Source organism: Vibrio sp. STUT-A11 (assembly GCF_026000435.1).
Lineage (GTDB): Bacteria > Pseudomonadota > Gammaproteobacteria > Enterobacterales > Vibrionaceae > Vibrio.
Genome location: NZ_AP026763.1, coordinates 2,475,268 through 2,498,407, shown reverse-complemented (window position 1 = coordinate 2,498,407; position 23,140 = coordinate 2,475,268). Strand labels below are relative to the sequence as shown.

Annotated in this window: 21 protein-coding genes and 1 pseudogene; 12 read left to right on the top strand and 10 right to left on the bottom strand. The window is 44.7% G+C overall.

The window, feature by feature from the left end; all coding sequences use genetic code 11:
• The first annotated feature begins 30 nt into the window (after window positions 1-30).
• The 6 genes from OO774_RS11650 to yfcE all read left to right on the top strand — a co-directional run bounded on the left by OO774_RS11650 (window position 31) and on the right by yfcE (window position 3,252).
• The gene (locus OO774_RS11650) at window positions 31-765 is read left to right on the top strand and encodes a DUF1538 domain-containing protein (RefSeq protein WP_264902737.1); all 735 of its coding nucleotides are present in this window, start codon (window positions 31-33) and stop codon (window positions 763-765) included.
• Window positions 762-1,553, top strand: a complete 792-nt coding sequence (locus tag OO774_RS11645; RefSeq protein WP_264902736.1) for a DUF1538 domain-containing protein — start codon at window positions 762-764, stop codon at window positions 1,551-1,553. The genes OO774_RS11650 and OO774_RS11645 overlap by 4 nt, the downstream gene beginning before the upstream one ends.
• Window positions 1,543-1,893, top strand: a complete 351-nt coding sequence (locus OO774_RS11640; protein ID WP_264902735.1) for a P-II family nitrogen regulator — start codon at window positions 1,543-1,545, stop codon at window positions 1,891-1,893. Before OO774_RS11645 ends, OO774_RS11640 begins: the two co-directional genes overlap by 11 nt.
• Entirely contained in the window at window positions 1,890-2,291 is a 402-nt protein-coding gene (locus tag OO774_RS11635) for a CBS domain-containing protein (protein WP_264902734.1), read from the top strand. Before OO774_RS11640 ends, OO774_RS11635 begins: the two co-directional genes overlap by 4 nt.
• A 147-nt stretch (window positions 2,292-2,438) precedes the next feature.
• A complete protein-coding gene (locus OO774_RS11630) occupies window positions 2,439-2,648 on the top strand; it encodes a hypothetical protein (protein WP_264902733.1) in 210 nt (69 codons plus the stop codon).
• A gap of 58 nt (window positions 2,649-2,706) precedes the next feature.
• Window positions 2,707-3,252: a phosphodiesterase gene (yfcE, locus tag OO774_RS11625; RefSeq protein WP_264902732.1), complete on the top strand. Its 546-nt coding sequence runs from the start codon at window positions 2,707-2,709 to the stop codon at window positions 3,250-3,252.
• A gap of 57 nt (window positions 3,253-3,309) precedes the next feature.
• Here the strand turns inward: yfcE and OO774_RS11620 are convergent, their stop codons facing one another.
• The 4 genes and pseudogenes from OO774_RS11620 to OO774_RS11605 form a co-directional block, all read right to left on the bottom strand.
• The gene (locus tag OO774_RS11620) at window positions 3,310-3,588 is read right to left on the bottom strand and encodes a SelT/SelW/SelH family protein (protein ID WP_020333362.1); all 279 of its coding nucleotides are present in this window, start codon (window positions 3,586-3,588) and stop codon (window positions 3,310-3,312) included.
• 48 nt (window positions 3,589-3,636) lie between these two features.
• Window positions 3,637-4,391 (bottom strand): annotated as a pseudogene (locus tag OO774_RS11615) (sulfite exporter TauE/SafE family protein).
• A gap of 42 nt (window positions 4,392-4,433) precedes the next feature.
• Entirely contained in the window at window positions 4,434-4,949 is a 516-nt protein-coding gene (locus tag OO774_RS11610; protein ID WP_264902729.1) for a regulatory protein ToxS, read from the bottom strand.
• A gap of 11 nt (window positions 4,950-4,960) precedes the next feature.
• On the bottom strand, window positions 4,961-5,848 hold the full coding sequence (locus tag OO774_RS11605) for a transcriptional regulator (protein WP_264902727.1): 888 nt from the start codon (window positions 5,846-5,848) through the stop codon (window positions 4,961-4,963).
• A 273-nt stretch (window positions 5,849-6,121) separates the two neighbouring features.
• On the opposite strand from OO774_RS11605, the gene htpG reads away from it, so the two are divergent.
• The 3 genes from htpG to hemH all read left to right on the top strand — a co-directional run bounded on the left by htpG (window position 6,122) and on the right by hemH (window position 10,115).
• On the top strand, window positions 6,122-8,026 hold the full coding sequence (gene htpG, locus OO774_RS11600) for a molecular chaperone HtpG (RefSeq protein WP_264902725.1): 1,905 nt from the start codon (window positions 6,122-6,124) through the stop codon (window positions 8,024-8,026).
• A 317-nt stretch (window positions 8,027-8,343) separates the two neighbouring features.
• Complete coding sequence (adk, locus tag OO774_RS11595) at window positions 8,344-8,988, top strand: adenylate kinase (RefSeq protein ID WP_264902723.1); 645 nt, start codon at window positions 8,344-8,346, stop codon at window positions 8,986-8,988.
• A 164-nt stretch (window positions 8,989-9,152) separates the two neighbouring features.
• Window positions 9,153-10,115 (top strand): ferrochelatase, encoded by a 963-nt coding sequence (hemH, locus tag OO774_RS11590; protein ID WP_264902722.1) that lies wholly within the window; start codon window positions 9,153-9,155, stop codon window positions 10,113-10,115.
• Window positions 10,116-10,180: 65 nt separating this feature from the next.
• Here hemH and OO774_RS11585 read toward each other — a convergent pair whose 3' ends face one another.
• A complete protein-coding gene (locus OO774_RS11585) occupies window positions 10,181-11,569 on the bottom strand; it encodes a peptide MFS transporter (RefSeq protein ID WP_264902721.1) in 1,389 nt (462 codons plus the stop codon).
• A gap of 329 nt (window positions 11,570-11,898) precedes the next feature.
• On the opposite strand from OO774_RS11585, the gene rfaH reads away from it, so the two are divergent.
• On the top strand, window positions 11,899-12,399 hold the full coding sequence (rfaH, locus tag OO774_RS11580; protein ID WP_264902720.1) for a transcription/translation regulatory transformer protein RfaH: 501 nt from the start codon (window positions 11,899-11,901) through the stop codon (window positions 12,397-12,399).
• Window positions 12,400-12,475: 76 nt separating this feature from the next.
• On the opposite strand, the gene asnB is transcribed toward rfaH, so the two are convergent.
• The 4 genes from asnB to nagA form a co-directional block, all read right to left on the bottom strand.
• A complete protein-coding gene (gene asnB, locus OO774_RS11575) occupies window positions 12,476-14,140 on the bottom strand; it encodes an asparagine synthase B (protein ID WP_264902719.1) in 1,665 nt (554 codons plus the stop codon).
• A 229-nt stretch (window positions 14,141-14,369) separates the two neighbouring features.
• The gene (locus OO774_RS11570) at window positions 14,370-15,959 is read right to left on the bottom strand and encodes a cation:proton antiporter family protein (RefSeq protein WP_264902718.1); all 1,590 of its coding nucleotides are present in this window, start codon (window positions 15,957-15,959) and stop codon (window positions 14,370-14,372) included.
• A 162-nt stretch (window positions 15,960-16,121) separates the two neighbouring features.
• Window positions 16,122-17,336, bottom strand: coding sequence for an ROK family transcriptional regulator (locus tag OO774_RS11565; RefSeq protein ID WP_264902717.1), 1,215 nt, complete (start codon window positions 17,334-17,336; stop codon window positions 16,122-16,124).
• A gap of 2 nt (window positions 17,337-17,338) precedes the next feature.
• The gene (gene nagA / locus OO774_RS11560) at window positions 17,339-18,475 is read right to left on the bottom strand and encodes an N-acetylglucosamine-6-phosphate deacetylase (RefSeq protein ID WP_264902716.1); all 1,137 of its coding nucleotides are present in this window, start codon (window positions 18,473-18,475) and stop codon (window positions 17,339-17,341) included.
• A 494-nt stretch (window positions 18,476-18,969) separates the two neighbouring features.
• On the opposite strand from nagA, the gene nagE reads away from it, so the two are divergent.
• Together nagE and glnS are read left to right on the top strand one after the other, a co-directional pair.
• Entirely contained in the window at window positions 18,970-20,541 is a 1,572-nt protein-coding gene (nagE, locus tag OO774_RS11555; RefSeq protein WP_264902715.1) for an N-acetylglucosamine-specific PTS transporter subunit IIBC, read from the top strand.
• 234 nt (window positions 20,542-20,775) lie between these two features.
• Window positions 20,776-22,446 (top strand): glutamine--tRNA ligase, encoded by a 1,671-nt coding sequence (glnS, locus tag OO774_RS11550; protein WP_264902714.1) that lies wholly within the window; start codon window positions 20,776-20,778, stop codon window positions 22,444-22,446.
• Between the two features lie 102 nt (window positions 22,447-22,548).
• Here glnS and fcrX read toward each other — a convergent pair whose 3' ends face one another.
• A complete protein-coding gene (gene fcrX / locus OO774_RS11545; protein WP_264902713.1) occupies window positions 22,549-22,998 on the bottom strand; it encodes a ferric iron uptake transcriptional regulator FcrX in 450 nt (149 codons plus the stop codon).
• Between the last annotated feature and the right edge of the window lie 142 nt (window positions 22,999-23,140).

Here is a 23,140-nt window from a genome sequence, read left to right as displayed (position 1 = left end):
CTATTCACAAGCAATCACCAAGGGGGAGATATGGAAGCATTTATTGCTCTTTTTCGGGCTCTCCTTAATAGTGCGCGCGATCTGCTGCCCATCGTCCTTGTCATCACGTTTTTCCAGCTGGTGGTGTTACAAGAGCCTTTACCCAATTTGGTCTCCATTCTTTTCGGCTTGTTACTCGTCGTACTCGGGTTGACGTTTTTTATCTTTGGATTGGAACTAGGTCTGTTTCCTATTGGTGAGAGCATGGCTCAGGCGTTTGCGCAAAAGGGCAGCGTTTTTTGGCTTTTGGTGTTTGCATTTTGTTTAGGGTTTGGCACCACAATCGCTGAACCCGCACTGACTGCCGTTGCGGAGAAAGCAGCTCAGGTTGCCGCAGAGGGAGGAATGATTGAAAACTCCGAGGTATCTATCCAAGAATATGGCTCCGGGCTGCGTGTGACCGTGGCACTGTCGGTGGGTATTGCAATTGTGGTGGGCGTACTGCGTATTCTCAAAGGTTGGCCCATCCATTACATGATCATCGGCGGATATGTAGGCGTGGTGGTGCTAACCTGGTTTGCTCCTGAATCGATCATTGGCGTGGCATACGATTCCGGTGGCGTTACCACGTCGACTATCACGGTTCCGCTTGTAACGGCGCTCGGAGTCGGACTCGCCTCTGCAATTAAAGGACGTAATCCAATGGTCGATGGCTTTGGTCTAATTGCCTTTGCTTCGTTGCTGCCGATGATGTTTGTCATGATTTATGGGATGGTCGTGGCATGATTTCATTTGAGCACTTTTTCGACACGCTGTTGTCCACCATTCGCGATGTTATTCCTATCACAGCCATCATTTTTGGCTTTCAGCTTGCGGTACTGCGTCGCCCGGTAAATAACCTGAGAAAAGTGCTTTTTGGTTTCGCCTACGTCATTTTGGGGCTGTCGCTGTTCCTACTCGGGTTGGAAATGGCGTTGTTTCCGCTGGGCGAAACCATGGCTGTACAACTTACCACTCCAGATTTTGTAAGAGAGTTCAAAGTATCGGTTGGGCAGCAATTGGAGTGGGTCGACTATTATTGGGTGTACGCCTTTGCTTTTTGTATTGGCTTTAGTACCACGATTGCGGAGCCATCATTAATTGCGGTGGCGATCAAGGCGAATCAAGTGTCCGGTGGCAGTATCAGTGTGAGTGGCTTGCGTATTGCTGTTGCACTGGGGGTAGCGATTGGTATTGCGCTGGGGAGCTACCGGATTGTAGTCGGGGATCCCATTCATTATTACATTATTGCCGGTTATATCGTGGTGGTCGTTCAGACCTTTTATGCTCCCCAAATGATTGTTCCTTTGGCTTATGATTCTGGCGGTGTGACGACATCGACAGTCACTGTACCACTTGTGGCTGCACTGGGGTTAGGCCTCGCGTCTACCGTACCGGGGAGGAATCCAATGATTGATGGCTTTGGTTTAATTGCCTTTGCCAGTTTGTTTCCAATGATATCTGTTATGGGATATGCGCAAATAACTCAATGGCTTAATAAAGACACCTCGGAGGACGAAGAAAATGCGCTTTAAATTGATACTTGCGTTTGTTGAGGATGCCAGAACCGATAAGGTGCTTGATGCTGCTCGCGAAGCCGGGGCGACAGGCGCTACGGTGATTAATAATGCACGAGGTCAAGGGTTAAATCAGAAGCGAACGTTTTTTGGTTTGACCCTGGAAGTACAAAAAGATGTGTTGCTATTTGTGGTGGAGGAGCATCTCTCGCGGCACATTCTGGAAACCATCAGTGATGTTGGTGAGTTTGACAAGGAGTCCGGGCAGGGCATTGCGATTCAAATCGATATTGAAGATGCTGTTGGTGTTGCCCACCAGGTTGAAACATTGACTAAAGTTGTTGAGGACGAGTTATGAGTAATCAGGCGATTGTACGGGTTCGAGATGTCATGGCTGCTACTTACGTCATGGTCGATGGGCTGATGACCGTTTATGAAGGGATTACACTAGCCAAAAAATATCAAGTGAAAGCGTTGGTGGTGAAAAAGCGCGATGACAATGATGAATTCGGCATAGTATTAATGAATGATATTGCCAAAAAAGTGTTGTCGAATAATCGTTCACCTCAACGAACCAATATATACGAGATTATGACTAAGCCAGCTTTGTGTGTCGGGCCGGACATGAATGTGAAATATTGTGCCAGAATGTTTGAACGATTCGGCATTAGCCGCGCGCCGGTTATAGAAGATGGTGAGGTTATCGGCATGGTCAGTTACAACAATATCGTAATCAATGGCATGGTAAGAGATTAAGTCGAAAGCTAAATCGAGGCTCAGCTTTACTTCTCTCAGATCGGCGACAGTTATCCATCTATAATGCATTGGTTACTTGTGAAGTTGCATATGTGTTCGCTGGCACTTATCCTTTGTGCCTAAAGTTTTTAGTCGAGGATTTTTATCATGCCTTTAGTTGCTTGTCCGGTTTGTGAAAAACAGATTTCTAAACGAGCTCATACCTGTCCGGGGTGTGGGGAGCCGGATCCGCTGAATCACTTAGCCAAGTCAAAGTTTATCTCAATGGTTTTTTGGTTGTTGATACTTGTGGGGGCAGGTTATGTTGCATGGGTTTATTTGCTGCCAATGTTGATTGACTTTGTGCGTAACCAGTAAGTTGAGCTGCGGTGAGAATGGCGTAGAATAGCCTCTGTTTTTATGAGGAGATAATGCTGTGAAACTATTTTTTGCCTCAGATTTGCATGGTTCTTTACCTGCGACGAGAGAAACCATCGACCTGTTTTTTGCGTCTGGCGCGGAACATTTGGTTCTGCTAGGCGATATTCTCTACCATGGGCCGAGAAATCCAATACCGGAAGGGTATAACCCAGCACAAGTGGCTGATCTTTTAAATCAATACAGCAAACAGATTATTGCAGTACGAGGTAACTGTGATAGTGAAGTGGATCAGATGCTATTAACCTTTCCGATGATGATGGACTATGCCTGGGTGCTACTTGAATCTGGCCAGCGCTTGTTTTTAACCCATGGCCATTTATACAACAGTGGTAATCGGCCTGAATTAAAACAAGGGGATGTGTTCGCCCATGGTCACACTCACATACCTGTCGCTGAGTTACAAGATGGCGTTACTATCTTCAATCCCGGTTCTATGACGTTTCCGCGCAATGACTTACCACGAAGTTACGGCTTGTTGGATGGAAAGACACTAACAGTACAAACGCCAGAAGGCGAAGTGTTGGCTCAGACAGAGATATAGTGTTTGTAGTCAGTTGGAGATTCTTTAGTTAACTATGATAGGGAGTGCAACACTCCCTTACTTTGTATCCGAATGTCCTAAATCTCTGTCTGGTGCAATAATGTCTCTGACCTTCTGTTTCAAGACCTTTGCCTCCGGAAAACCGCCATCTTTCTTACGCTCCCAGATTTGCTGACCATTACAGAATATTTCGAATCGACCACCGGTATCAGGATGCAAGGTAACGGATTCAATTTCTTCGCTGAACGTATGCAGCAGCTCTTGCGAAAGCCAGGTTGAACGTAACATCCAATTACACTGACGACAGTAGTAGATATTAATAACCGCTTTTTCCATTTTGTTTTCCTTTTAACTAGAATAGCCCGTTAATGGCTACGCTTGATATTAAACCAGCAGCTTAAACCCAACGGCAAAGGTGAGAATTTCAAACGCGATTTTAATCACGCGGTTGCTATATCGGGTGGCTGCCCACGCTCCTAAGCTTCCTCCCAGAAAGGAACTCAATAGTAATACAGGTAACCATGCCCAGTGAATTGGTGCGCCAGCCTGAACGACCGCTACGCCTCCTATTCCATTCCAGAACAACCCAACACAGATCATGGTGTAAGCGACAGCCTGTTTATAATCAAAGCCAAACCAGCGAACTAAAAACAGCGTCACGAGCAGGCCAGAACCAGCAGTGAGTGAGCCATTAATGATCCCAATCAACATGATGCCAATACCACCAAGGATCCAGCCGGTTCGATCGCGATGCATCATCACCTCGGATTGCCCCAATTGCTTCTTAAGCCGTGAATAAATACCTAGGGCAAGGATCATGGCACCTAACATTTTCTCAGCAATACCATCAGGGATATGCACGATGATATTGGCGCCAATAATGACTCCAATACTGCCGACCAGAATCAGATATAGCGCTACAGGGAGTTTTATCGTACCGGTTTTTAAATGCGTGCTGGCAGCACCTAAACCTAAGGCAACGGAAGCGACTTTATGAGTACCAAGTGCGACAGAAAAGGGTAAACCTAAAAAATGAGTAAGGGGAATTGCAATAATCCCGCACCACCACCGGAAAGTGACGCTAACGTGTTTGCGATAAGAGAGCCCAAAAAGAGCGTGAGGGTATCTAGCCAATCCATGTGCACAACAAAGGGGACATTTCGCCCCCTTTAATCAGAAAATCAGTTTCTAAACAGTACCGTAGAACCGTGATTCAGGCTAGTTAATAACAGTGTTTTCTCGTTAACTACGTCAATACGGCGGCTTTGCTCGGCATCAAGCCTGAAAATTTGGGTGATTAAGCGAAGCTGTTCTTCAGAGAAGTCTCTCGACTGAGAAGACGAAATGTCTTTGAACTCAGAAGGCGTAACGAGCAGGTAATTATCGCTGACTTCCCAGCGGCCTTTCTCTGATATATTGATGGTCGACTCCGCCGTAGAGCCTTGGGCAAACAGCTTAATGTTCGCCACACGAATGTACTCGCCATTTGGCAGGTATTTCACGTTGGATTCCACATTGACCCTACGCAAAGGCCCTACCGTATCATTCGGCATCTTATCTGCGATGAGCGTCACCATAGCGGATTGCCATTCGTTCGCAGTCAGAACTTGTTCAACTTTGAGGTCACTCCCCCAGTATAACCAACTACTGAAAAGGATGGATACGGCCAAAACCGCAGATGCAAATTTTATCTTCATAATGGCCTCCCTTATTTACAGATATCGGTTGGGTCGCTTTGACCGGAAACAATACGTAGCGTCACATTCTCATACGAGTGTTCAATATCATGGATATAGTTCAATACCAGCTGATTGTTCTGGCCACCAGTTGCAATGACTTCAACAGGCAAAGAGCCCATTTTATGATGTTCTACATAGCGTTCTACACATTGCTTGATCGAAGGCAGCCAGTCATTGATTTGCGGGTGATTCACCGGTGTTAGTACGGGGACATTTTGATACACGTCTACCTGGCGGAACTGAGACTCCGCGGGGTTAGTGAATAACAGTACGCCAATCGGAAACAGTATGGCTACCAATAAAATTAGGCGAGGTAACCACGCATTCGGTGTATTCGGTCTCTTTTCAGGCTTAACCTGAGGTTGTACGCTGAGGAGTTCGTTATCTACTTTTGTTTCGGAGATAGGTTCCGCTGGTGGCTGATCATCAGAGATAATCGTACTTATTTCTTTGTCTGACTCATCGTCTGAAGCTAGCTCTTCAGTGTCTGAGTTAACAACAGAGGAAAGCGGATTTAGGCGTTCTACAGAACAAATCAATTGGTAGCCACGTTTCGGTACGGTTTTTACAAACTCTGGTGATTTTGTTGAGTCCTTCAACATCTTACGCAGGGTTGAGATCGCTTGAGTAAGGCTTGAGTCATCCACCTCAAAACCTTGTTCACGCCAGACAAACTCATGGAGTTCGTGACGAGTTAACACTTCGTTGGGTCTTTCTGCCAACATCAGGAGAATGCGGCTTTCATTGCTTCCTAAACGTACAACGTCGTTGCCGTTTTGTTGGTCAGCGAGCGAATTACTATTTGGGTCAAAAGTAAACCTTTGAGCAAGTAGAAATTTGGTGCCAATGCTAGTCATTTAGTTCTTCTTAGATGGATGATGTTGAAATTAAGGTGATTTATATCACAAATTTATGCTATGCGTGTCGGATATGCACGACGTTTTAGATGCTTTTAGCAGGGTAGGATAATTAAATTTTTGTAAAAAAACACTGTTTTTAGTTGGATTGACCTTGAATTTACATTTGTCAGCCACATGTTACATGACATATTAGAAACACTATTTCATGGAGTTGAGGTGTCTACTTTTCTCCCTGAGGTGGTTTGTTAGTTTAGATGTTATGGAGCAAACATGAGCGAAACAGTATCTCAAAATAAAGAAACTCGTGGTTTTCAATCAGAAGTAAAACAACTACTGCATTTAATGATCCATTCTCTTTATTCCAACAAAGAGATCTTTTTGCGTGAGCTGATTTCTAACGCATCAGATGCATCAGACAAATTGCGTTTTCAGGCGTTATCCAACCCAGACTTGTATCAGGGTAACGCGGACCTTGGCGTAAAACTGTCATTTGATGAGGGCGCAAATACCTTAACGATTTCTGATAATGGTATCGGTATGAGCCGTGATGATGTGATCGAGCATCTGGGTACTATCGCAAAATCTGGCACGGCAGACTTCTTCTCAAAACTGTCTGAAGATCAAAGCAAAGACTCTCAATTGATTGGACAGTTTGGTGTCGGCTTCTACTCCGCATTTATCGTGGCGGATGCCGTTACTGTACGTACTCGCGCTGCAGGTGTTGCAGCAGAAGAGGCCGTGCAATGGCACTCTGCGGGCGAAGGTGAGTACACGATTGAAAACATCGTAAAAGACTCACGCGGCACTGACATCATTCTGCACATGCGTGAAGAAGGTAAAGAGTTCTTAAGCGAATGGCGCCTACGTGAAGTGATCAGTAAGTACTCTGATCATATCGGTATCCCGGTTTCTATCCAAACTGCGGTACGTGATGAAGAAGGTAACGAAACAGGCGAGAGAAAGTGGGAACAAATCAACAAAGCTCAAGCACTGTGGACTCGCAATAAATCCGATATCTCAGAAGAAGAATATCAAGAGCTCTACAAGCATGTTTCGCATGACTTCGCGGATCCACTCACCTGGAGTCATAACCGTGTAGAAGGTAAAAACGACTACACCAGCCTACTGTACATCCCATCTAAAGCACCATGGGACATGATGAACCGTGACCATAAGTCTGGCCTGAAACTGTACGTTCAACGTGTATTCATCATGGATGACGCTGAGCAGTTTATGCCGTCTTACCTGCGTTTTGTACGTGGTTTGATAGATTCAAACGATCTACCGTTGAACGTATCGCGTGAGATCCTGCAAGACAACAAAGTGACTCAATCTCTGCGTAACGCCTGTACCAAACGTGTGCTGACTATGCTAGAGCGCATGGCGAAGAATGATTCAGAGAAATATCTGTCATTCTGGAAAGAGTTCGGTCTTGTACTAAAAGAAGGCCCGGCTGAAGACCTCACAAACAAAGAGAAGATCGCTGGTCTGTTACGTTTTGTCTCTACTGAGGTTGATTCTGCTGAGCAAACCGTTGCGCTGGCGGATTACGTTGAGCGCATGAAAGAAGGTCAGGATAAGATCTACTACCTGACAGCAGACAGCTATGCGGCAGCGAAAAACAGCCCTCACCTAGAGCAGTTCAAAGCCAAAGGCATCGAAGTTATCCTGATGTACGACCGTATTGATGAGTGGTTGATGAACTACCTGACTGAGTTTGACGGTAAGCAGTTCCAGTCAATCACGAAAGCCGGTCTGGATCTGAGCAACTTCGAAGACGAAGCAGAGAAAGAAAAGCAGAAAGAGACTGAGGAAGAGTTTAAGTCAGTTGTTGAACGCACTAAGACTTACCTGGGCGATCGCGTAAAAGAAGTTCGCACAACCTTTAAGCTGGCTTCAACGCCTGCAGTTGTCGTGACGGATGATTACGAAATGGGCACACAAATGGCTAAGCTTCTTGAGGCGGCTGGTCAAGCGGTACCTGAAGTGAAGTACATATTCGAAATCAACCCGGAGCATGAGCTAGTTAAGCGTATGGCTGACGAGGCGGACGAACAAGCATTTGGTCGCTGGGTTGAAGTTCTGCTTGGTCAAGCGATGCTGGCAGAACGCGGCTCCATGGAAGACCCTGCGCAGTTCTTAGGCGCAATTAACCAGCTTTTGACTAAGGTGTAATAGTCGATAGACATTAAAAAGCTCGCATATAGCGAGCTTTTTGTTTGTTATCGCATAAATTTGCATTACAGGTGCTGAGTTAATAGTCAATAGCGACAGAAAGATGCGGTTGTTAACATTCTTTAGTCTTAATTCACTCTTTGCTCACATAACCTGTGTTAGAATCTGTGACTTGAATGTCAGTCTCAAGGCGTGTATTTTTGCCGCCTAACGTTATACCGAAACTTATCGTTGCGATTGCCTCTTAAGTTTGAAACTGGAGTAGGCAGGCTATTGTGAGCTTCGGTATAAATCTTAAATATTAAAGAGGATAAATCATGCGCATCATTCTTCTAGGTGCTCCAGGTGCAGGTAAAGGCACACAAGCAAACTTCATCATGGATAAATACGGTATTCCACAAATCTCTACTGGTGATATGCTTCGTGCGGCGATCAAAGCAGGTACAGAGCTTGGTAAACAAGCGAAAGCTGTTATCGACGCTGGTCAGCTAGTTTCTGATGAAATCATCCTTGGCCTTATCAAAGAACGTATCGCTCAAGACGATTGCGCAAAAGGCTTCCTACTAGACGGTTTCCCTCGCACTATCCCTCAGGCTGATGGTCTAAAAGAAATGGGCGTTGACGTTGATTACGTTATCGAATTTGACGTTGCTGACGATGTGATCGTTGAGCGTATGGCGGGTCGTCGTGCTCACCTACCTTCAGGTCGTACTTACCACGTTGTTTACAACCCGCCTAAAGTGGAAGGTAAAGATGACGTAACGGGTGAAGATCTTGTTGTTCGTGATGACGACAAAGAAGAAACAGTACGTGCACGTCTAGGTGTTTACCATGAGCAAACTGCACCACTTATCAACTACTACGGTAAAGAAGCTGAAGCGGGTAAAACGAAGTATCTAAAATTTGACGGTACTAAACAAGTTGCTGAAGTAAGTGCTGATATCGAGAAGGCATTAGCATAATAGGTAATACCTATTATCAAAATTTTTAAGAATTTTGTTATAGTTAAGCGACCGTAAGGTCGCTTTTTTTATACATTTTTGTAATACCAATTCCAGTCATTACCTTATTACTCTTGCTGGTTAAAATTGCTGGCATTGATACACGCTGGAAACAAAGGGACGCTATGCAAACAATAAAAAAACAAGGTGTGCTTCTGGTTAACTTGGGTACACCTGACGAACCAACTGCGCCTGCTGTAAAGCGCTTCTTGAGCCAGTTTCTTCATGATCACCGCGTGGTCGACATGTCACGATGGCTGTGGTGTCCAATTTTGCACGGGGTTATTTTGCCTATACGTGCGCCAAAAGTAGCAAAGCTATATGAGTCCGTCTGGATGGAAGAAGGCTCCCCTCTGATGGTGTACTCAAAGCGCCAAGCTAAGAAACTTGCTCAGCAATTAAATATGCCTGTAGAACTCGGCATGACTTATGGAAATCCAAGTTTACATGCTGGTTTTGAAGCCTTGCTGGCACAAGGTGTTGATGAGGTTATCGTATTGCCTTTATATCCTCAGTATTCGGGCACGACAACGGCGGCGGTTTCTGATGGGATAACCAAAGCATTTAAGCAATTACCAGTCATCCCTGCATATAGCTTAATTCGTGATTATCACGACCATCCAATGTTCATTGATGCCTTGGCTCAATCCGTACGAGCGTATTGGGCTGAGCATGGGCAAGGGGAGTATCTGCTATGTTCCTATCACGGCATACCGAAACGATTTGCGGATAACGGTGACATTTATCCTCAGCATTGTGAAACGACCACTCGTTTACTGGGTAAGGCACTTGGTTTGAAGGAAACGCAAATAGGGATGGCTTATCAGTCCCGTTTTGGACGTGAAGAATGGCTCAAACCTTATACAGATAAAACTCTGGAAACGTTGCCTGCCAAGGGTATTAAAAAGATTGATATCATGACACCAGCATTTTCTTCGGATTGTTTGGAAACGTTAGAAGAAATCGCGGGAGAGAACAAACACATTTTCTTAGAAGCAGGCGGGGAGCAGTTTAATTACATTCCGTGTCTCAATGATGATGATCGACATATTGAGATGATGGCAGAGTTGGTGCGTAGTAAGCTTTAATCGGTGTTATAACATGCCATAACAAAAAGGGTCGCAAGTGCGACCCTTTTCAGTTTAATTACGTGCTAGGCAACTTGTACTTGTTGCTCTTCTACTTGTTCAGCATTACTCGCTGTACTTTCAGCACCGTGCATCCAGCGCACTAGCGTGTTAGAGAACAGCAGTAAAATCAGGCCACTGACCGTTGCACTTGCCGCAATACCACTAAAGATTGCCATCGCACCTAGCTCACCAACGTGAGAACCCACATAGCCGGCTACGTAATTCGCAATCGCATTACAACCAAACCATGCACCCATCATTAATGATGCTAAACGTAGCGGTGCGAGCTTGGTTACCAGAGACAAGCCGATCGGAGATAGACAAAGTTCACCCAGTGTGTGGAAGAAGAAAGCACCAACCAGCCACAGCATTGAAGTCTTAACCGTGGTATCACCGCCTTGTTCAAGTACAGCACCAACCATACATAGGAAGCCTAGTGCGAGGAAAAACATCGCCATTGCAAATTTCACTGGTGAGTTTGGCTCGCGTTTACCAAGTTTGACCCACAGTACCGCAAGTACAGGTGCTAGTGTAATGATAAAGAAAGGGTTAAGTGACTGGAACCAGGCAGCAGGAACTTCGAAACTACCGATCATACGGTCAGTGTATTGCTGGGTATAGATATTCATCAGGCCACCTGCTTGCTCAAAACCTGCCCAGAATACGATGGTGAAAAGACTCATTACCAGAATCACTTTAATGCGATCCACTTCTTCTTTAGTCAGAGGCTGCTTCTTAGTCGACTTCTGATTCGCTAACGCACGTTTTGCAGCTGGCTCTCGGCCGATGTCACCTAGCCATGATTGCGCTAAAGTCATTTGCATCACAAGGCTCATAAGCATACCGATACCCGCTGCAACAAAGCCAGCCTTCCAGCCGAATGAGTTGGTCACAGAACCTGAAACAACACCAGCGAGCAGAGCGCCAAGGTTGATACCCATGTAGAAGATGGTGAATGCGCCATCACGACGATTGTCACCTTCGTTGTATAGGTCACCAACCATAGTAGATATGTTAGGCTTAAACAGGCCGTTACCTGCGATTAAAAGTGCAAGACCTAAGTAAAATGTGTGAAGAGAACCAAGACCCAGCGCATCTGCCGGCAGCGCCAAAGTAAATTGACCAATAGCCATCAAAGCACCACCAAGTAAAATAGATCGGCGTTGGCCTAAGTAGTTATCAGCCAGGTAACCACCAATCAATGGGGTGATGTAAACAAGGCCGGTATAGATGCCGTAAAGATCTAGTGCATCTTTCGTTGACCAGCCCAGCCCTCCATTCATTGTGGTATCTGTGAGGTAAAGAACGAGAATGGCACGCATAGCATAGTAAGAAAAACGTTCCCACAGTTCTGTGCCGAAAAGTAAAAACAAGCCACGTGGGTGGCCAAAATATTGATGTTGGTTTGTCATAGGATCTTTTAGTAATAGTTGTTACATTTTTCCGAGGCAAATATATACCTTTAAATTTAACAATTAACAAACAAAAAATTTTGTACAATTACACCTTAGCCTTCATAAGTTGCTGTTTTTGATTTTATTTATGGAACAATTAACGGTTACGATTGTGGGTAAAACTAATTTTCCATTTTTGGACGAGCACGATATTTATACAAATGTTAAAGAGAAAATTGATTTATGCGAGTAGTGTTTATTTATAATTATGTAGATGAATGAATTGCTCATGACTCATCTTTGGCTTAATGCTAGGATGCTGGAAAAAGATAATTGGCTAGTAAAAAATGAAACGTTGGTATCTACTTTATTGTAAACGAGGCGAGCAGGTTAGGGCGAAGCAGCACCTAGAAAATCAAGGGGTGGAGTGCTTTTATCCTACCATCGAAGTCGAGAAAATATTACGTGGTAAAAGACAAAAAGTCGAAGAGCCACTATTTCCATCTTATGTGTTCGCTCATTTTGATTACGAGGAAGGGCCGAACTTTACATCCGTTCGCTCCACCCGCGGCGTTATTGATTTTGTCCGTTTTGGCGCACAACCAAAAGAAATTCAGGCGGATTTGGTTTTTGAGCTGAAGCAAATAGAAAAATGTGTCCATGAAAAAGTGGCCTGTGAAGGCATGCCTAAACGCGGTGATCAGGTTCGGGTCAAAAGTGGTCAGTTTGCTGGTATTGATGCGATTTTCCAGGAGCAAGATGGAGAGAAACGTTCAATCATGTTGGTGCAGATGATTACCAAGCGTGTACCAGTCAGTATTGACAATAACGATTTAGACTTGAAATAACCTACTGAAATTAAAATAAAAAAGGGCTGGATTATTAATCCAGCCCTTTTGCTTTTTACTAGTGTCAATTAGTAAGCTAGTAAGCGTCGTTATGAACGGCTTGTACTGCTCGGCCCGATGGGTCTACACAGTTTTGGAATGACTCATCCCATTCAATTGCTTTTGCTGAAGAACAAGCGACAGATGGGCCACCCGGAACACATTCCGCTGCTGATGGCAGTGGGAACAGTTCTTCAAAGATTTCACGGTACACATAACCTTCTTTAGTGGTTGGCGTGTTGTAAGGGAAGCGGAATTTAGCCGTTTCCATTTGTTGTTCGGTTACTTTCTGTTCTGCTACTTCTTTCAACGTATCAATCCAGCTGTAACCTACACCGTCAGAGAACTGCTCTTTCTGGCGCCAAGCGATTGATTCTGGTAAGTAATGTTCAAAACACTCACGTAGGATGTGTTTTTCCATTTTACCGTTGCCACACATTTTGTCGGCTGGGTTCAGACGCATTGCAACGTCAATAAACTCTTTGTCTAAGAAAGGTACACGGCCTTCAACACCCCATGCTGCAAGTGATTTGTTTGCACGAGCACAGTCAAACATGTTCAGAGCAAGCAGTTTACGCACGGTTTCTTCATGGAACTCTTGCGCGTTTGGTGCTTTGTGGAAGTACAGGTAGCCACCAAAGATTTCATCTGCTCCTTCACCTGACAGTACCATTTTGATGCCCATCGCTTTGATTTTACGTCCCATTAGGAACATCGGTGTTGAAGCTCGGATTGTCGTTACGTCATACGTTTCAATGTGGTAAATCACATCACGAATCGCATCAAGACCTTCTTGAATGGTGTAAGTCATTTCATGGTGCACAGTACCGATTTGCTCAGCAACTTCGCGTGCTGCTTTTAAGTCTGGTGCGCCTTCAAGGCCAACCGCAAATGAGTGCAATTGTGGCCACCAAGCGGCTGACTTTTCATCATCTTCGATACGCATTGCTGCAAAACGTTTAGCGACTGCAGAGGTGATAGAAGAATCCAAACCACCTGATAAAAGCACACCGTATGGTACGTCAGTCATTAGTTGGCGTTTTACCGCGGCTTCAAGTGCTTCGGTTAGCTCTTCTTTGCTCGTCGTGTTGCCTTGAACTGCTGCATATTCGTTCCAATCACGTACGTAGTAGCGTTGTGGCTCTGCGTCTTTAGAACTTAAGTAGCTACCTGGAGGGAATTCGCTCACTGTTTTACATACAGGTACCAGCGCTTTCATCTCAGAAGCAACGTAGTAGTTACCGTGCTCATCATGACCTTGGTAAAGAGGGATAATACCAATGTGGTCGCGACCAACTAAGTATTCATCTTTCTCTTCATCGTAAAGAACGAAAGCGAAAATACCGTTTAGTTCTTCAAGAAGGTCTGCACCCATATCTTGGTATAGAGCAAGAATAACTTCACAATCAGAATCAGTTTGAAATTCGTACTTGCCTTCGTAGCGTGCACGGATCTCTTTGTGGTTATAGATTTCGCCGTTTACCGCAAGGATTAGCTTTTTATCAGGGCTGTATAATGGTTGCGCTCCGCTATTCAGGCCGACAATGGCCAAGCGCTCATGAGTCAGAATTGCTCTATCTGAAGAGTAGATACCAGACCAGTCTGGGCCTCGGTGACGAAGCTTTTTCGACATTTCTAATGCGATAGGGCGTAACGCTGCTGCGTCACTTTTAATGTCTAAAATGCCAAATACTGAACACATACAACTTCCTTTTTAAACTAAACAATATCTAATCGGTATGGCTTCAATTTGCCAGTTTGAGTAAAAAAAGCAACGCTTTGTGATTAAAAAAATGATAAAAGACCCTTGTGGGTGAATAATTTCTAAATATTCTTGTGATTTGGTGGATAAGATCAAGGTTTGGTATAAAAAGAAGACAAAAAAAGCCTTCTTTTTCAATGAAGGCTTTGTTGGTTATTCACATGAGTGCTTACTTTATTGGGGTAAATTTGGGTTCCAGTTGCTGACAAACATGTCGTGCAAAACCACTACCAGCTTCATTATAGATATTGAACGCCGCATGCACGCCATTTTCAAGTAGGCCGTCAAGTTGGTCTGGGTACTCTGCAATCGCGGCTATCTGACCTTTATAGTGTCGGCGCTGCAGTTGTTCCAATGCGGTTTGATTTCCTTGGTGATGGGGCATGGCCAATAGCACCAGTTGGACATGTCCTGTATCGAGGATGCGTTCCCAAAAGTCTGGGTCAGTAGCGTCACCGGAAATGACATTACGTCCTTCGGCTCGATGCTTAACGGCGGCGTCCTCGCGAACTTCCACTCCAAGCGAAATCTTCCCGTAGCGAGAGCATAATTCATCATAAGCGCCCGTCCCTATTCGGCCCATACCAAGGATGAGAACTTGGGCATGCCCCGGGTTGATCAGTTGGTCGCGTTGGTTAAGTTTCTCCGCAGCTGTCTCTTGTAGCCACTTACCTGAATGTTGATAAATTTTATTACTTAGGCGGTTGAGTGGCGCAGAGATAATAAATGATAGTGATACTGCAACAGCGATTGCAACAAGCATGTCACTTGGCATCCAGCCCATTTTATACGCAAGACCACCAACTATTAGGCCAAACTCGCTGTAGTTAAACAGAGATAATGATGCGAGTAACGATGTGCGGACCCGAAAGTTAAAATAGTTAATGGTTAAAAAGTACAGCAAGCCTTTAATCGGCAGTAAGAGGATGAATAAAATAGCCAATGCGATTCCGCTGAAACTCAGCGATGCTGATAAGCCAATATTTAAAAAGAAACAGACTAAGAAAAGCTCTTTCATATTAAACAGGGATTTCGAAAGCTCAGAGGCTTTGCGGTGACCTGCCAATAACATGCCCAGAATAAGCGCACCAAGATCTGGCTTCATACCTACGAGCTCAAATAAACCTGCACCGACGACAAGCGCGAAGAATATGCCGAATAATACTAACATCTCACCATGGCCAACTTTGTCCAGCAATTTATAAAAAACTGGTCGAAGTAGAGGAAGGCCAAACAGTGCTATGGCGTACCATTCAGGGATTTTACCAGTAGAAGCGGTCAGAAATACAACGGCAAATATGTCCTGCATGACTAGGATGCCGATCGCGATAGTCCCATATGTCGCGCTCATTTCCCCTTTTTCTTGTAGCGTTTTGACGGCAAAAACAGTACTTGAAAATGATAAAGCAAAGGCCAACAGAACAATCTGGCCCACGTCCATGCCTGACAGAGAGGTTAGGCCGAGTAGCTTTAAACCTATGAGTGCGATGGTGAATACCGCTGTCGAGAGGATATTATGTGCTGTTGCACCTCCCCATATTTCTTTTGATAACAGCGTTTTGACATCGAGCTTTAGGCCGATCGTAAATAACAACAGCGTCACGCCGAGATCGGCGAGATCAACGATCACTTCGTTGCTTTGATAGCCAAATGCGTGCAGTCCAAACCCTGCGAGTAAGAAGCCAACGAGAGGAGGAAGGGTGCACTTTAGGGCAACGAAGCCAGCCAAAAATGCCGTTGTTATTAGAATGATTTCCATGCTGATAAATAGTACCCATGCCAGTAAGTTAATGTCAGGTAATTGCGCAGGAAAAATCGCTTAGAGCAAGGCTAAATGCAGTAATTGGGTTGAGTTTCCTGATATGCAAAAACGGGCTGTGCAAGCACAGCCCGAGATTGTAACTCAATTGATGAAATATGCTTAGTCTTCCAATAACTTTTGTAACAAAACGCCGTTTAACATTGCGCGCTTGATCATGGCGAATGCCCCCATGGTCGGTTGTTTGTCAATTTGCGAGGCGACAATAGGAAGATCGTTATGGAAAGTTTTTAGCGACTGGTTTTCAACGTTACGCTGAATTGCCGGGAATACAATTTCTTGAGCGGCAGTAATGTCACCAGCGATAACAATTTTCTGTGGGTTAAATAAGTTGATAGTGATAGCAATCGCTTTACCTAGCTGATTACCAACACGAACTAAACTTTGTTTTGCAAGTTCATCACCATTCACTGCGTGAGCACATACATCCTGAATGGTGATGTTTTCAAGCTCAGTCAGGCTGGATTCGTAACCTTGCGCGATTAGCTGCTTTACACGGTGTATGATGGCTGGGTTCGCCGCCACCGTTTCTAAACAACCGAAGTTACCACATTGGCACTGTTCACCGAGTGGATCAATTTGGATATGGCCAATCTCACCCACGTTACGGTTAAAGCCAAGAAATACCTGGCCATTAACAATGATACCGGCACCCGTACCGCGGTGGACACTGACCAGAATGGAGTCTTGGCAATCTTGGCTTGCACCAAAGTAGTGTTCAGCTAAAGCCATTCCGCGAACATCGTTACCAACGAAACAAGCGGTATTAAACTTCTCACTGACGATTTCACCAAGAGCGAGGTTATCAACATCTGTATTTGGCATGTACTCAACCACGCCGGTGGAAGGGTTGACCAAGCCAGGTAGGGTAATACCAATGGCGATTAATTGATCAATTTTGTCTTGGTTGCGATTAAAGAAACTTTTCAATAAATCAATTAAACCAGCAATCAAGTCTTCCTGGTTGGTGTAGTGGAGTTCATGTTGGTCTTCAGCAAGTGCTGTACCACCTAAGTCGTACAAGCAGAACTGAATGTAGTCACGTCCTAGACGAACGGCGACCGAATGAAAAGGTTCTACTTCTGTGGTCAGCGAGATAGCTCGACGACCACCAGTAGAAGCTTGCTGCGCGACTTCTTTAATTAGGCCACGCTCTAATAGTTGGCGGGTTATTTTGGTAACACTCGCGGGAGCCAGCTGGCTAACATCCGCGACTTGGATACGGGAGATAGGACCTTGCTGATCTATCAGCCTGTATACCGCAGCGCTGTTAAGCTGTTTTACTAAATCTACATTACCAATTTGTCCGCCATTCATGCTTAATTGTGCTCGTATTGTCCGTTAACAACCGTCGCTTTGACATTGAAGTCACGATCGAAAACAGTCAGGTTTGCTACCATGCCTGTTCGAACTCGGCCAAGTCTATCCTCAACCCCAATAGCGGTTGCTGGATACAATGTAGCCATGCGTAGAGCTTCGTCTAAAGCGATACCTGCGTGCTCAACCGTATTCTGAACTGCTTCAATCATAGTCAGGGCTGAGCCGCCTAGTGTGCCATTTTCATCAACACACTTACCATCTCGGTAATATACTTTCTTACCGACAAAAATAAAGTGATCAATGTTAGCACCTGCTGGAGCTGTGGCATCCGTCACCAAAACAAGCTTTTCACCCTTGATTTTATGAGCAATTCTAATGTTTGCGTAGTCCACGTGGAAACCATCCGCGATAATTCCTGCATAAACTTCAGGTGTATCGTAAATCGCACCGACTACGCCTGGTTCACGACCAACCATTGGTGTCATGGCGTTAAACAGGTGCGTTGCGAAGGAAATGCCAGCTTCAAACCCTTTGCGTGCTTCTTTATATGTAGCGTTGGTATGGCCGATAGATACGACGACACCCGCTGCTTTTAAGCGACGAATATGCTCAGGGTCGTTCTGTTCTGGTGCTAGAGTCACCTTTGCAATGATGTCACTATTTGCACAAATCAGATCAATCATGTCTTCATCTGACGTGCGAATAAAGTCAACATTGTGGATGCCTTTTTTCGCGACGTTAAGATATGGCCCTTCCAGGTGGAGACCCAATGACTGATTTTGGTATTGATTGTGGTACTCACGAGCAGCATTGATCGCAGCGCGCATGTCTTCGTCTGAAGAGGTAATCAGTGTCGGTAAGTAACTGGTACAACCGGACTTGAGGTTTGCCTCATGCATGATTTGCATCGTGTTTGCTGTGATATCGTCATTCAACATTACTCCGCCACAGCCGTTTAGTTGAAGATCAATGAATCCTGGACTTAGGTTCGCACCATTTAGATCTTTAACCTCGATGCCTTTCGGCAGTTCGGCAACTGGTACAACGGATTGAATTAGGTCGTTGTCGATGATGACCGCATGTTCGTGTAGAACATCACTACCGGTATAGATTTTACAGTTACTTAGCGCGTACATAGTCAGCTAGTCCTTATAGTGAGAATTCAATGTCTGTATCGTTATCTAAATGTGACTGCTTGAGTCATGTGGTTACTTAGTCTATACCATCAAATTAGATAACGAGTTACATGAGGCAAGTTGTGTTTATCTCGGTCTTGGCGGAGTAGCGAACTATAACGGACTGAAAAATGATAAATGAACTAATTTTTACAGGTTCTTTTTCAGAGCGAACTTACCGTAGGTTACTCGCTGTAGACCAACATAACACTGATTCCTTCAAGCTTAAAGTGCGAGGAAGTTATCTTTCAACTGCCATTTTTTGTATAATAAAATAAGTTTTATGATCCCGCTAGCAAAAACCTTCTTACAGGGTGAATTCTGGTGATTGGGATCACAAACAGTGAGCTTTTAATTTGCGGAGCAAAATTAATGTCATAAACTTAAGAGGACTAAATTGAATGACTAAAATAAGTTATTCAACATAACATCTAATCCTATAGGGGGAACTAAAGGTGAATATTCTCGGATACGCGCAGAAGTTGGGTAAAGCTCTTATGCTTCCTATCGCGACCTTGCCAATCGCAGGCTTGTTACTGCGCTTGGGCCAGCCAGATGTATTTGACATCGCGTTTATGGCACAAGCAGGTAACTCAATCTTTTCTAACCTTCCATTGTTGTTTGGCTTAGGTATTGCGATCGGCTTATCTAAAGACGGTCAAGGTGCGGCTGGTCTTGCTGGTGCGGTTGCGTACTTTGTGCTCAAAGCTACAGCGGAAACAATTGATCCATCAGTTAACATGTCGTTCTTTGGTGGTATCATCGCCGGTATTATTGCTGGCCACTCTTACAACGCTTTCCATGCTACACGTCTTCCAGAGTGGCTTGCTTTCTTCTCTGGTAAACGTCTAGTTCCGATTATGGCAGGTCTATTCGCTTTAGTTGCTGGCGCTGTTGGCGGTATCGTCTGGCCATCGATCCAAGGTGGTCTGGATGCGCTTGCTCACGGTATCTCAACTTCTGGCGCAATTGGTCAGTTCATCTACGGTACGCTTAACCGTGCACTTATTCCTGTAGGTCTACACCACGTACTGAACTCTTTCTTCTGGTTTGGCATGGGTTCTTGCCAGGAAATCGTAATTGCAGGTGCTTCTGCTGCGGGTCAAGCTCTACCAGCAGTACAGCAGTTGTGTGTTGACCCGGCCCTAGCTAAGACGCTTGTTGCTGGCCAAACTCACACGTTTGAATTCGCTAACTCAGTAACTCCTGAAATCACAGCAACTGTGAAAGAAGTGACTGAAACTGTTAAATCTGGTGACCTACACCGTTTCTTCGGTGGCGATAAGGGTGCTGGTACATTCATGAACGGCTTCTTCCCAATCATGATGTTTGGTCTGCCTGGTGCAGCTCTGGCGATGTACTTTGCTGCTCCTGCTGAAAAACGTCACCAAGTGGGTGGTGCCTTATTCTCAGTGGCATTCTGTTCATTCCTAACTGGTATCACTGAGCCACTAGAATTCATGTTCATGTTCCTAGCGCCTGCGCTTTACGCGATGCACGCAGTGTTTACTGGTCTGTCGCTAGTTGTGACTAACATGCTTGGTACGCTTCACGGCTTTACGTTCTCTGCTGGTTTGATTGACTACGGACTGAACTTCGGCCTGGCGACTAAACCATTACTGCTTGGTGCTGTTGGTCTTGGCTTTGGTGCTCTATACTTCTTCACATTCACATTCGCTATCCGCGCGTTCAACCTGAAATCGCCTGGTCGTGAAGATGACGACAGCGAAGCAGAAACTCCAGCTGGTGAGAAGAAAAGTGGTGACTTAGCTCGCCAATACCTAAAAGCACTTGGCGGTCATGAGAACCTAACTGCAATCGATGCATGTATCACTCGACTACGTCTGACTCTGAAAGATCGTTCAGTAGCTGATGAAAATGTGCTGAAGAAACTGGGTGCGAAAGGTGTTGTGAAACTAGGCGAGAACAACCTTCAAGTTATCCTTGGTCCTCTAGCGGAAATCGTTGCCGGTGAAATGAAAGCAATCGGTGCTAATGAAGACCTTTCGAATGTGAAACTACCATAATCACACCCTACACATGATCGAAAAGGCCTCCTCAAGGAGGTCTTTTTTTATTTTGTTGCTTCTATTCTGCTGTGGTTTCATGCTAACTCGATAAATATTGACGATTTAGCACCAGTTCTTGTTGTCTAATTGCTTAGAATTGTGGATCATTAGAAGTAATTCACTCTGCATTTCCTTACTAGGATGTGGAGTGCCGTTTTCTCTGACAATACTACTATTTTTGAGGTGCTATAGATGAGTGAAGCTGATGCTCGTCCATCAAACTTTATTCGCCAGATCATTGATAAGGATCTAGCGGATGGCAAACACACTAGCGTGCATACTCGATTTCCGCCGGAGCCAAATGGCTACCTGCATATCGGTCATGCTAAGTCTATCTGTTTGAACTTCGGTATTGCTCAGGACTACCAGGGCCAATGTAACTTACGTTTCGACGATACAAACCCTGAAAAAGAAGACATCGAATACGTTGAGTCTATCAAGAAAGATGTAAACTGGTTGGGCTTCGAGTGGAGTGGTGAAGTATGTTACTCATCAAACTACTTCGACAAGCTTTACGAATATGCAATTGAATTGATTAATAAAGGCTTAGCGTATGTAGATGAGCTAAGTCCAGAGCAGATTCGTGAGTACCGTGGTACGCTAAAAGCACCAGGTAAACCAAGCCCATACCGTGATCGTTCGGTAGAAGAAAACCTAGCGTTATTTGAAAAAATGCGTGCAGGTGAGTTTGAAGAAGGTAAAGCTTGTCTTCGTGCGAAGATCGACATGGGTTCTTCATTCATGGTTATGCGTGATCCGGTACTATACCGTGTTCGTTTCGCGACTCACCATCAAACTGGCGATAAGTGGTGCATTTACCCGATGTACGACTTCACTCACTGTATCTCTGATGCGTTAGAAGGTATTACGCACTCAATTTGTACGCTTGAGTTTATGGATAACCGTCGTCTCTACGATTGGGTACTAGACAACATTACCATTGAATGTCGTCCACATCAGTACGAATTCAGCCGTCTAAACCTAGAATACACAGTCATGTCTAAGCGTAAGCTGAACCAGCTAGTGACGGAAAAACTGGTAAACGGCTGGGACGATCCACGTATGCCAACCGTTTCTGGTTTACGTCGTCGTGGCTTTACTCCAGCATCAATCCGTGAGTTTTGTAAACGCATCGGTGTGACAAAGCAAGACAACATGATTGAGTTTGGCTCGCTTGAATCTTGTATTCGTGACGACCTAAACGAAAATGCACCGCGCGCAATGGCTGTACTCGACCCTGTAAAAGTTGTGATCGAAAACTTTGAAGAGGGTAAGGTAGAAAACCTATCTCTTGCAAACCATCCGAATAAACCAGAAATGGGTGAGCGCGAAGTACCGTTTACTCGTGAAGTTTGGATTGAGCGTGAAGACTTCCGCGAAGAAGCGAACAAGAAGTACAAGCGCTTGGTGCTAGGTAAAGAAGTGCGTCTGCGTGGTGCTTACGTGATCAAAGCTGAGCGTGTTGAAAAAGACGCAGAAGGCAACATCACTACGATTTTCTGTACTTACGATGCTGATACACTGGGTAAAAACCCTGCTGACGGCCGTAAAGTAAAAGGTGTAATCCACTGGGTATCAGCGGATAAAGCATTACCAGCGGAAATTCGTCTATACGACCGTCTATTCACGGTTCCGAATCCTGCTGCTGCTGAAGATTTTGCTTCGACGATTAACCCAGAATCACTTGTTGTGATTAATGGTTTCGTTGAGCCAAGTCTAGCGTCTGCACAAGCAGAAGAAGGCTACCAATTTGAGCGTATGGGCTACTTCTGTGCTGATTCGAAAGAATCAAGCGCAGATAATCTGGTGTTCAACCGCACTGTTGGACTTCGTGATACATGGGCGAAGATTGAAGCTAAGTAATTGAGCTAAAAATAGAAATGCCAGTCTTAGGACTGGCATTTTTTATGTTTGTCATACTGATAAAATAAAGCGCTCTTTGAGCGCTTTATTATTAGTTAATGATTATTTCTTTGGCTTGTGTGCGTTTGGATCATCTTTGCAACTACCATCACCACATTTACCGTATAGGTAAAGGCTGTGGTTAGTCAGAGTCACGTTGTACTTAGCAGCAATTTCTTTTTGTCGTTCTTCGATAAGATCGTCTGAAAACTCGATAACTTCACCACAATCTAGACACACTAGGTGATCATGGTGGTGTTGAGTTGACAGTTCGAAGACGGATTTACCACCTTCGAAATGGTGGCGAGTAACAATCCCAGCATCATCGAATTGGTTTAGTACTCGATAAACGGTTGCTAGACCGATTTCTTCACCTAGATCAATCAACTTTTTGTACAAATCTTCAGCACTGATGTGCTGGCAGTCTGGCTGCTGAAGTACTTCTAGAATTTTTAGCCTTGGAAGGGTTACTTTTAAACCCGCGTCTTTCAGCGCCTGATTATTATCTGACATATACTTTCCCGTTGGATCATCTGCAGCGATTTAACAGAATTCAATATTGATACCATTATAGGCGAATGGTAAAAAACATTAAACCACGAACTTCAAAGGGTTAATATATTCTTTCTTTGTAAATTAGGAATCGGTCAATTAT

Coding starts and splice junctions, on each gene's coding strand:
- OO774_RS11650 (WP_264902737.1), top strand. CDS start 31: ATGGAAGCATTTATTGCTCTTTTTCGGGCTCTCCTTAATAGTGCGCGC.
- OO774_RS11645 (WP_264902736.1), top strand. CDS start 762: ATGATTTCATTTGAGCACTTTTTCGACACGCTGTTGTCCACCATTCGC.
- OO774_RS11640 (WP_264902735.1), top strand. CDS start 1,543: ATGCGCTTTAAATTGATACTTGCGTTTGTTGAGGATGCCAGAACCGAT.
- OO774_RS11635 (WP_264902734.1), top strand. CDS start 1,890: ATGAGTAATCAGGCGATTGTACGGGTTCGAGATGTCATGGCTGCTACT.
- OO774_RS11630 (WP_264902733.1), top strand. CDS start 2,439: ATGCCTTTAGTTGCTTGTCCGGTTTGTGAAAAACAGATTTCTAAACGA.
- OO774_RS11620 (WP_020333362.1), bottom strand. CDS start 3,588: ATGGAAAAAGCGGTTATTAATATCTACTACTGTCGTCAGTGTAATTGG.
- OO774_RS11610 (WP_264902729.1), bottom strand. CDS start 4,949: ATGAAGATAAAATTTGCATCTGCGGTTTTGGCCGTATCCATCCTTTTC.
- OO774_RS11605 (WP_264902727.1), bottom strand. CDS start 5,848: ATGACTAGCATTGGCACCAAATTTCTACTTGCTCAAAGGTTTACTTTT.
- htpG (WP_264902725.1), top strand. CDS start 6,122: ATGAGCGAAACAGTATCTCAAAATAAAGAAACTCGTGGTTTTCAATCA.
- adk (WP_264902723.1), top strand. CDS start 8,344: ATGCGCATCATTCTTCTAGGTGCTCCAGGTGCAGGTAAAGGCACACAA.
- hemH (WP_264902722.1), top strand. CDS start 9,153: ATGCAAACAATAAAAAAACAAGGTGTGCTTCTGGTTAACTTGGGTACA.
- OO774_RS11585 (WP_264902721.1), bottom strand. CDS start 11,569: ATGACAAACCAACATCAATATTTTGGCCACCCACGTGGCTTGTTTTTA.
- rfaH (WP_264902720.1), top strand. CDS start 11,899: ATGAAACGTTGGTATCTACTTTATTGTAAACGAGGCGAGCAGGTTAGG.
- asnB (WP_264902719.1), bottom strand. CDS start 14,140: ATGTGTTCAGTATTTGGCATTTTAGACATTAAAAGTGACGCAGCAGCG.
- OO774_RS11570 (WP_264902718.1), bottom strand. CDS start 15,959: ATGGAAATCATTCTAATAACAACGGCATTTTTGGCTGGCTTCGTTGCC.
- OO774_RS11565 (WP_264902717.1), bottom strand. CDS start 17,336: ATGAATGGCGGACAAATTGGTAATGTAGATTTAGTAAAACAGCTTAAC.
- nagA (WP_264902716.1), bottom strand. CDS start 18,475: ATGTACGCGCTAAGTAACTGTAAAATCTATACCGGTAGTGATGTTCTA.
- glnS (WP_264902714.1), top strand. CDS start 20,776: ATGAGTGAAGCTGATGCTCGTCCATCAAACTTTATTCGCCAGATCATT.
- fcrX (WP_264902713.1), bottom strand. CDS start 22,998: ATGTCAGATAATAATCAGGCGCTGAAAGACGCGGGTTTAAAAGTAACC.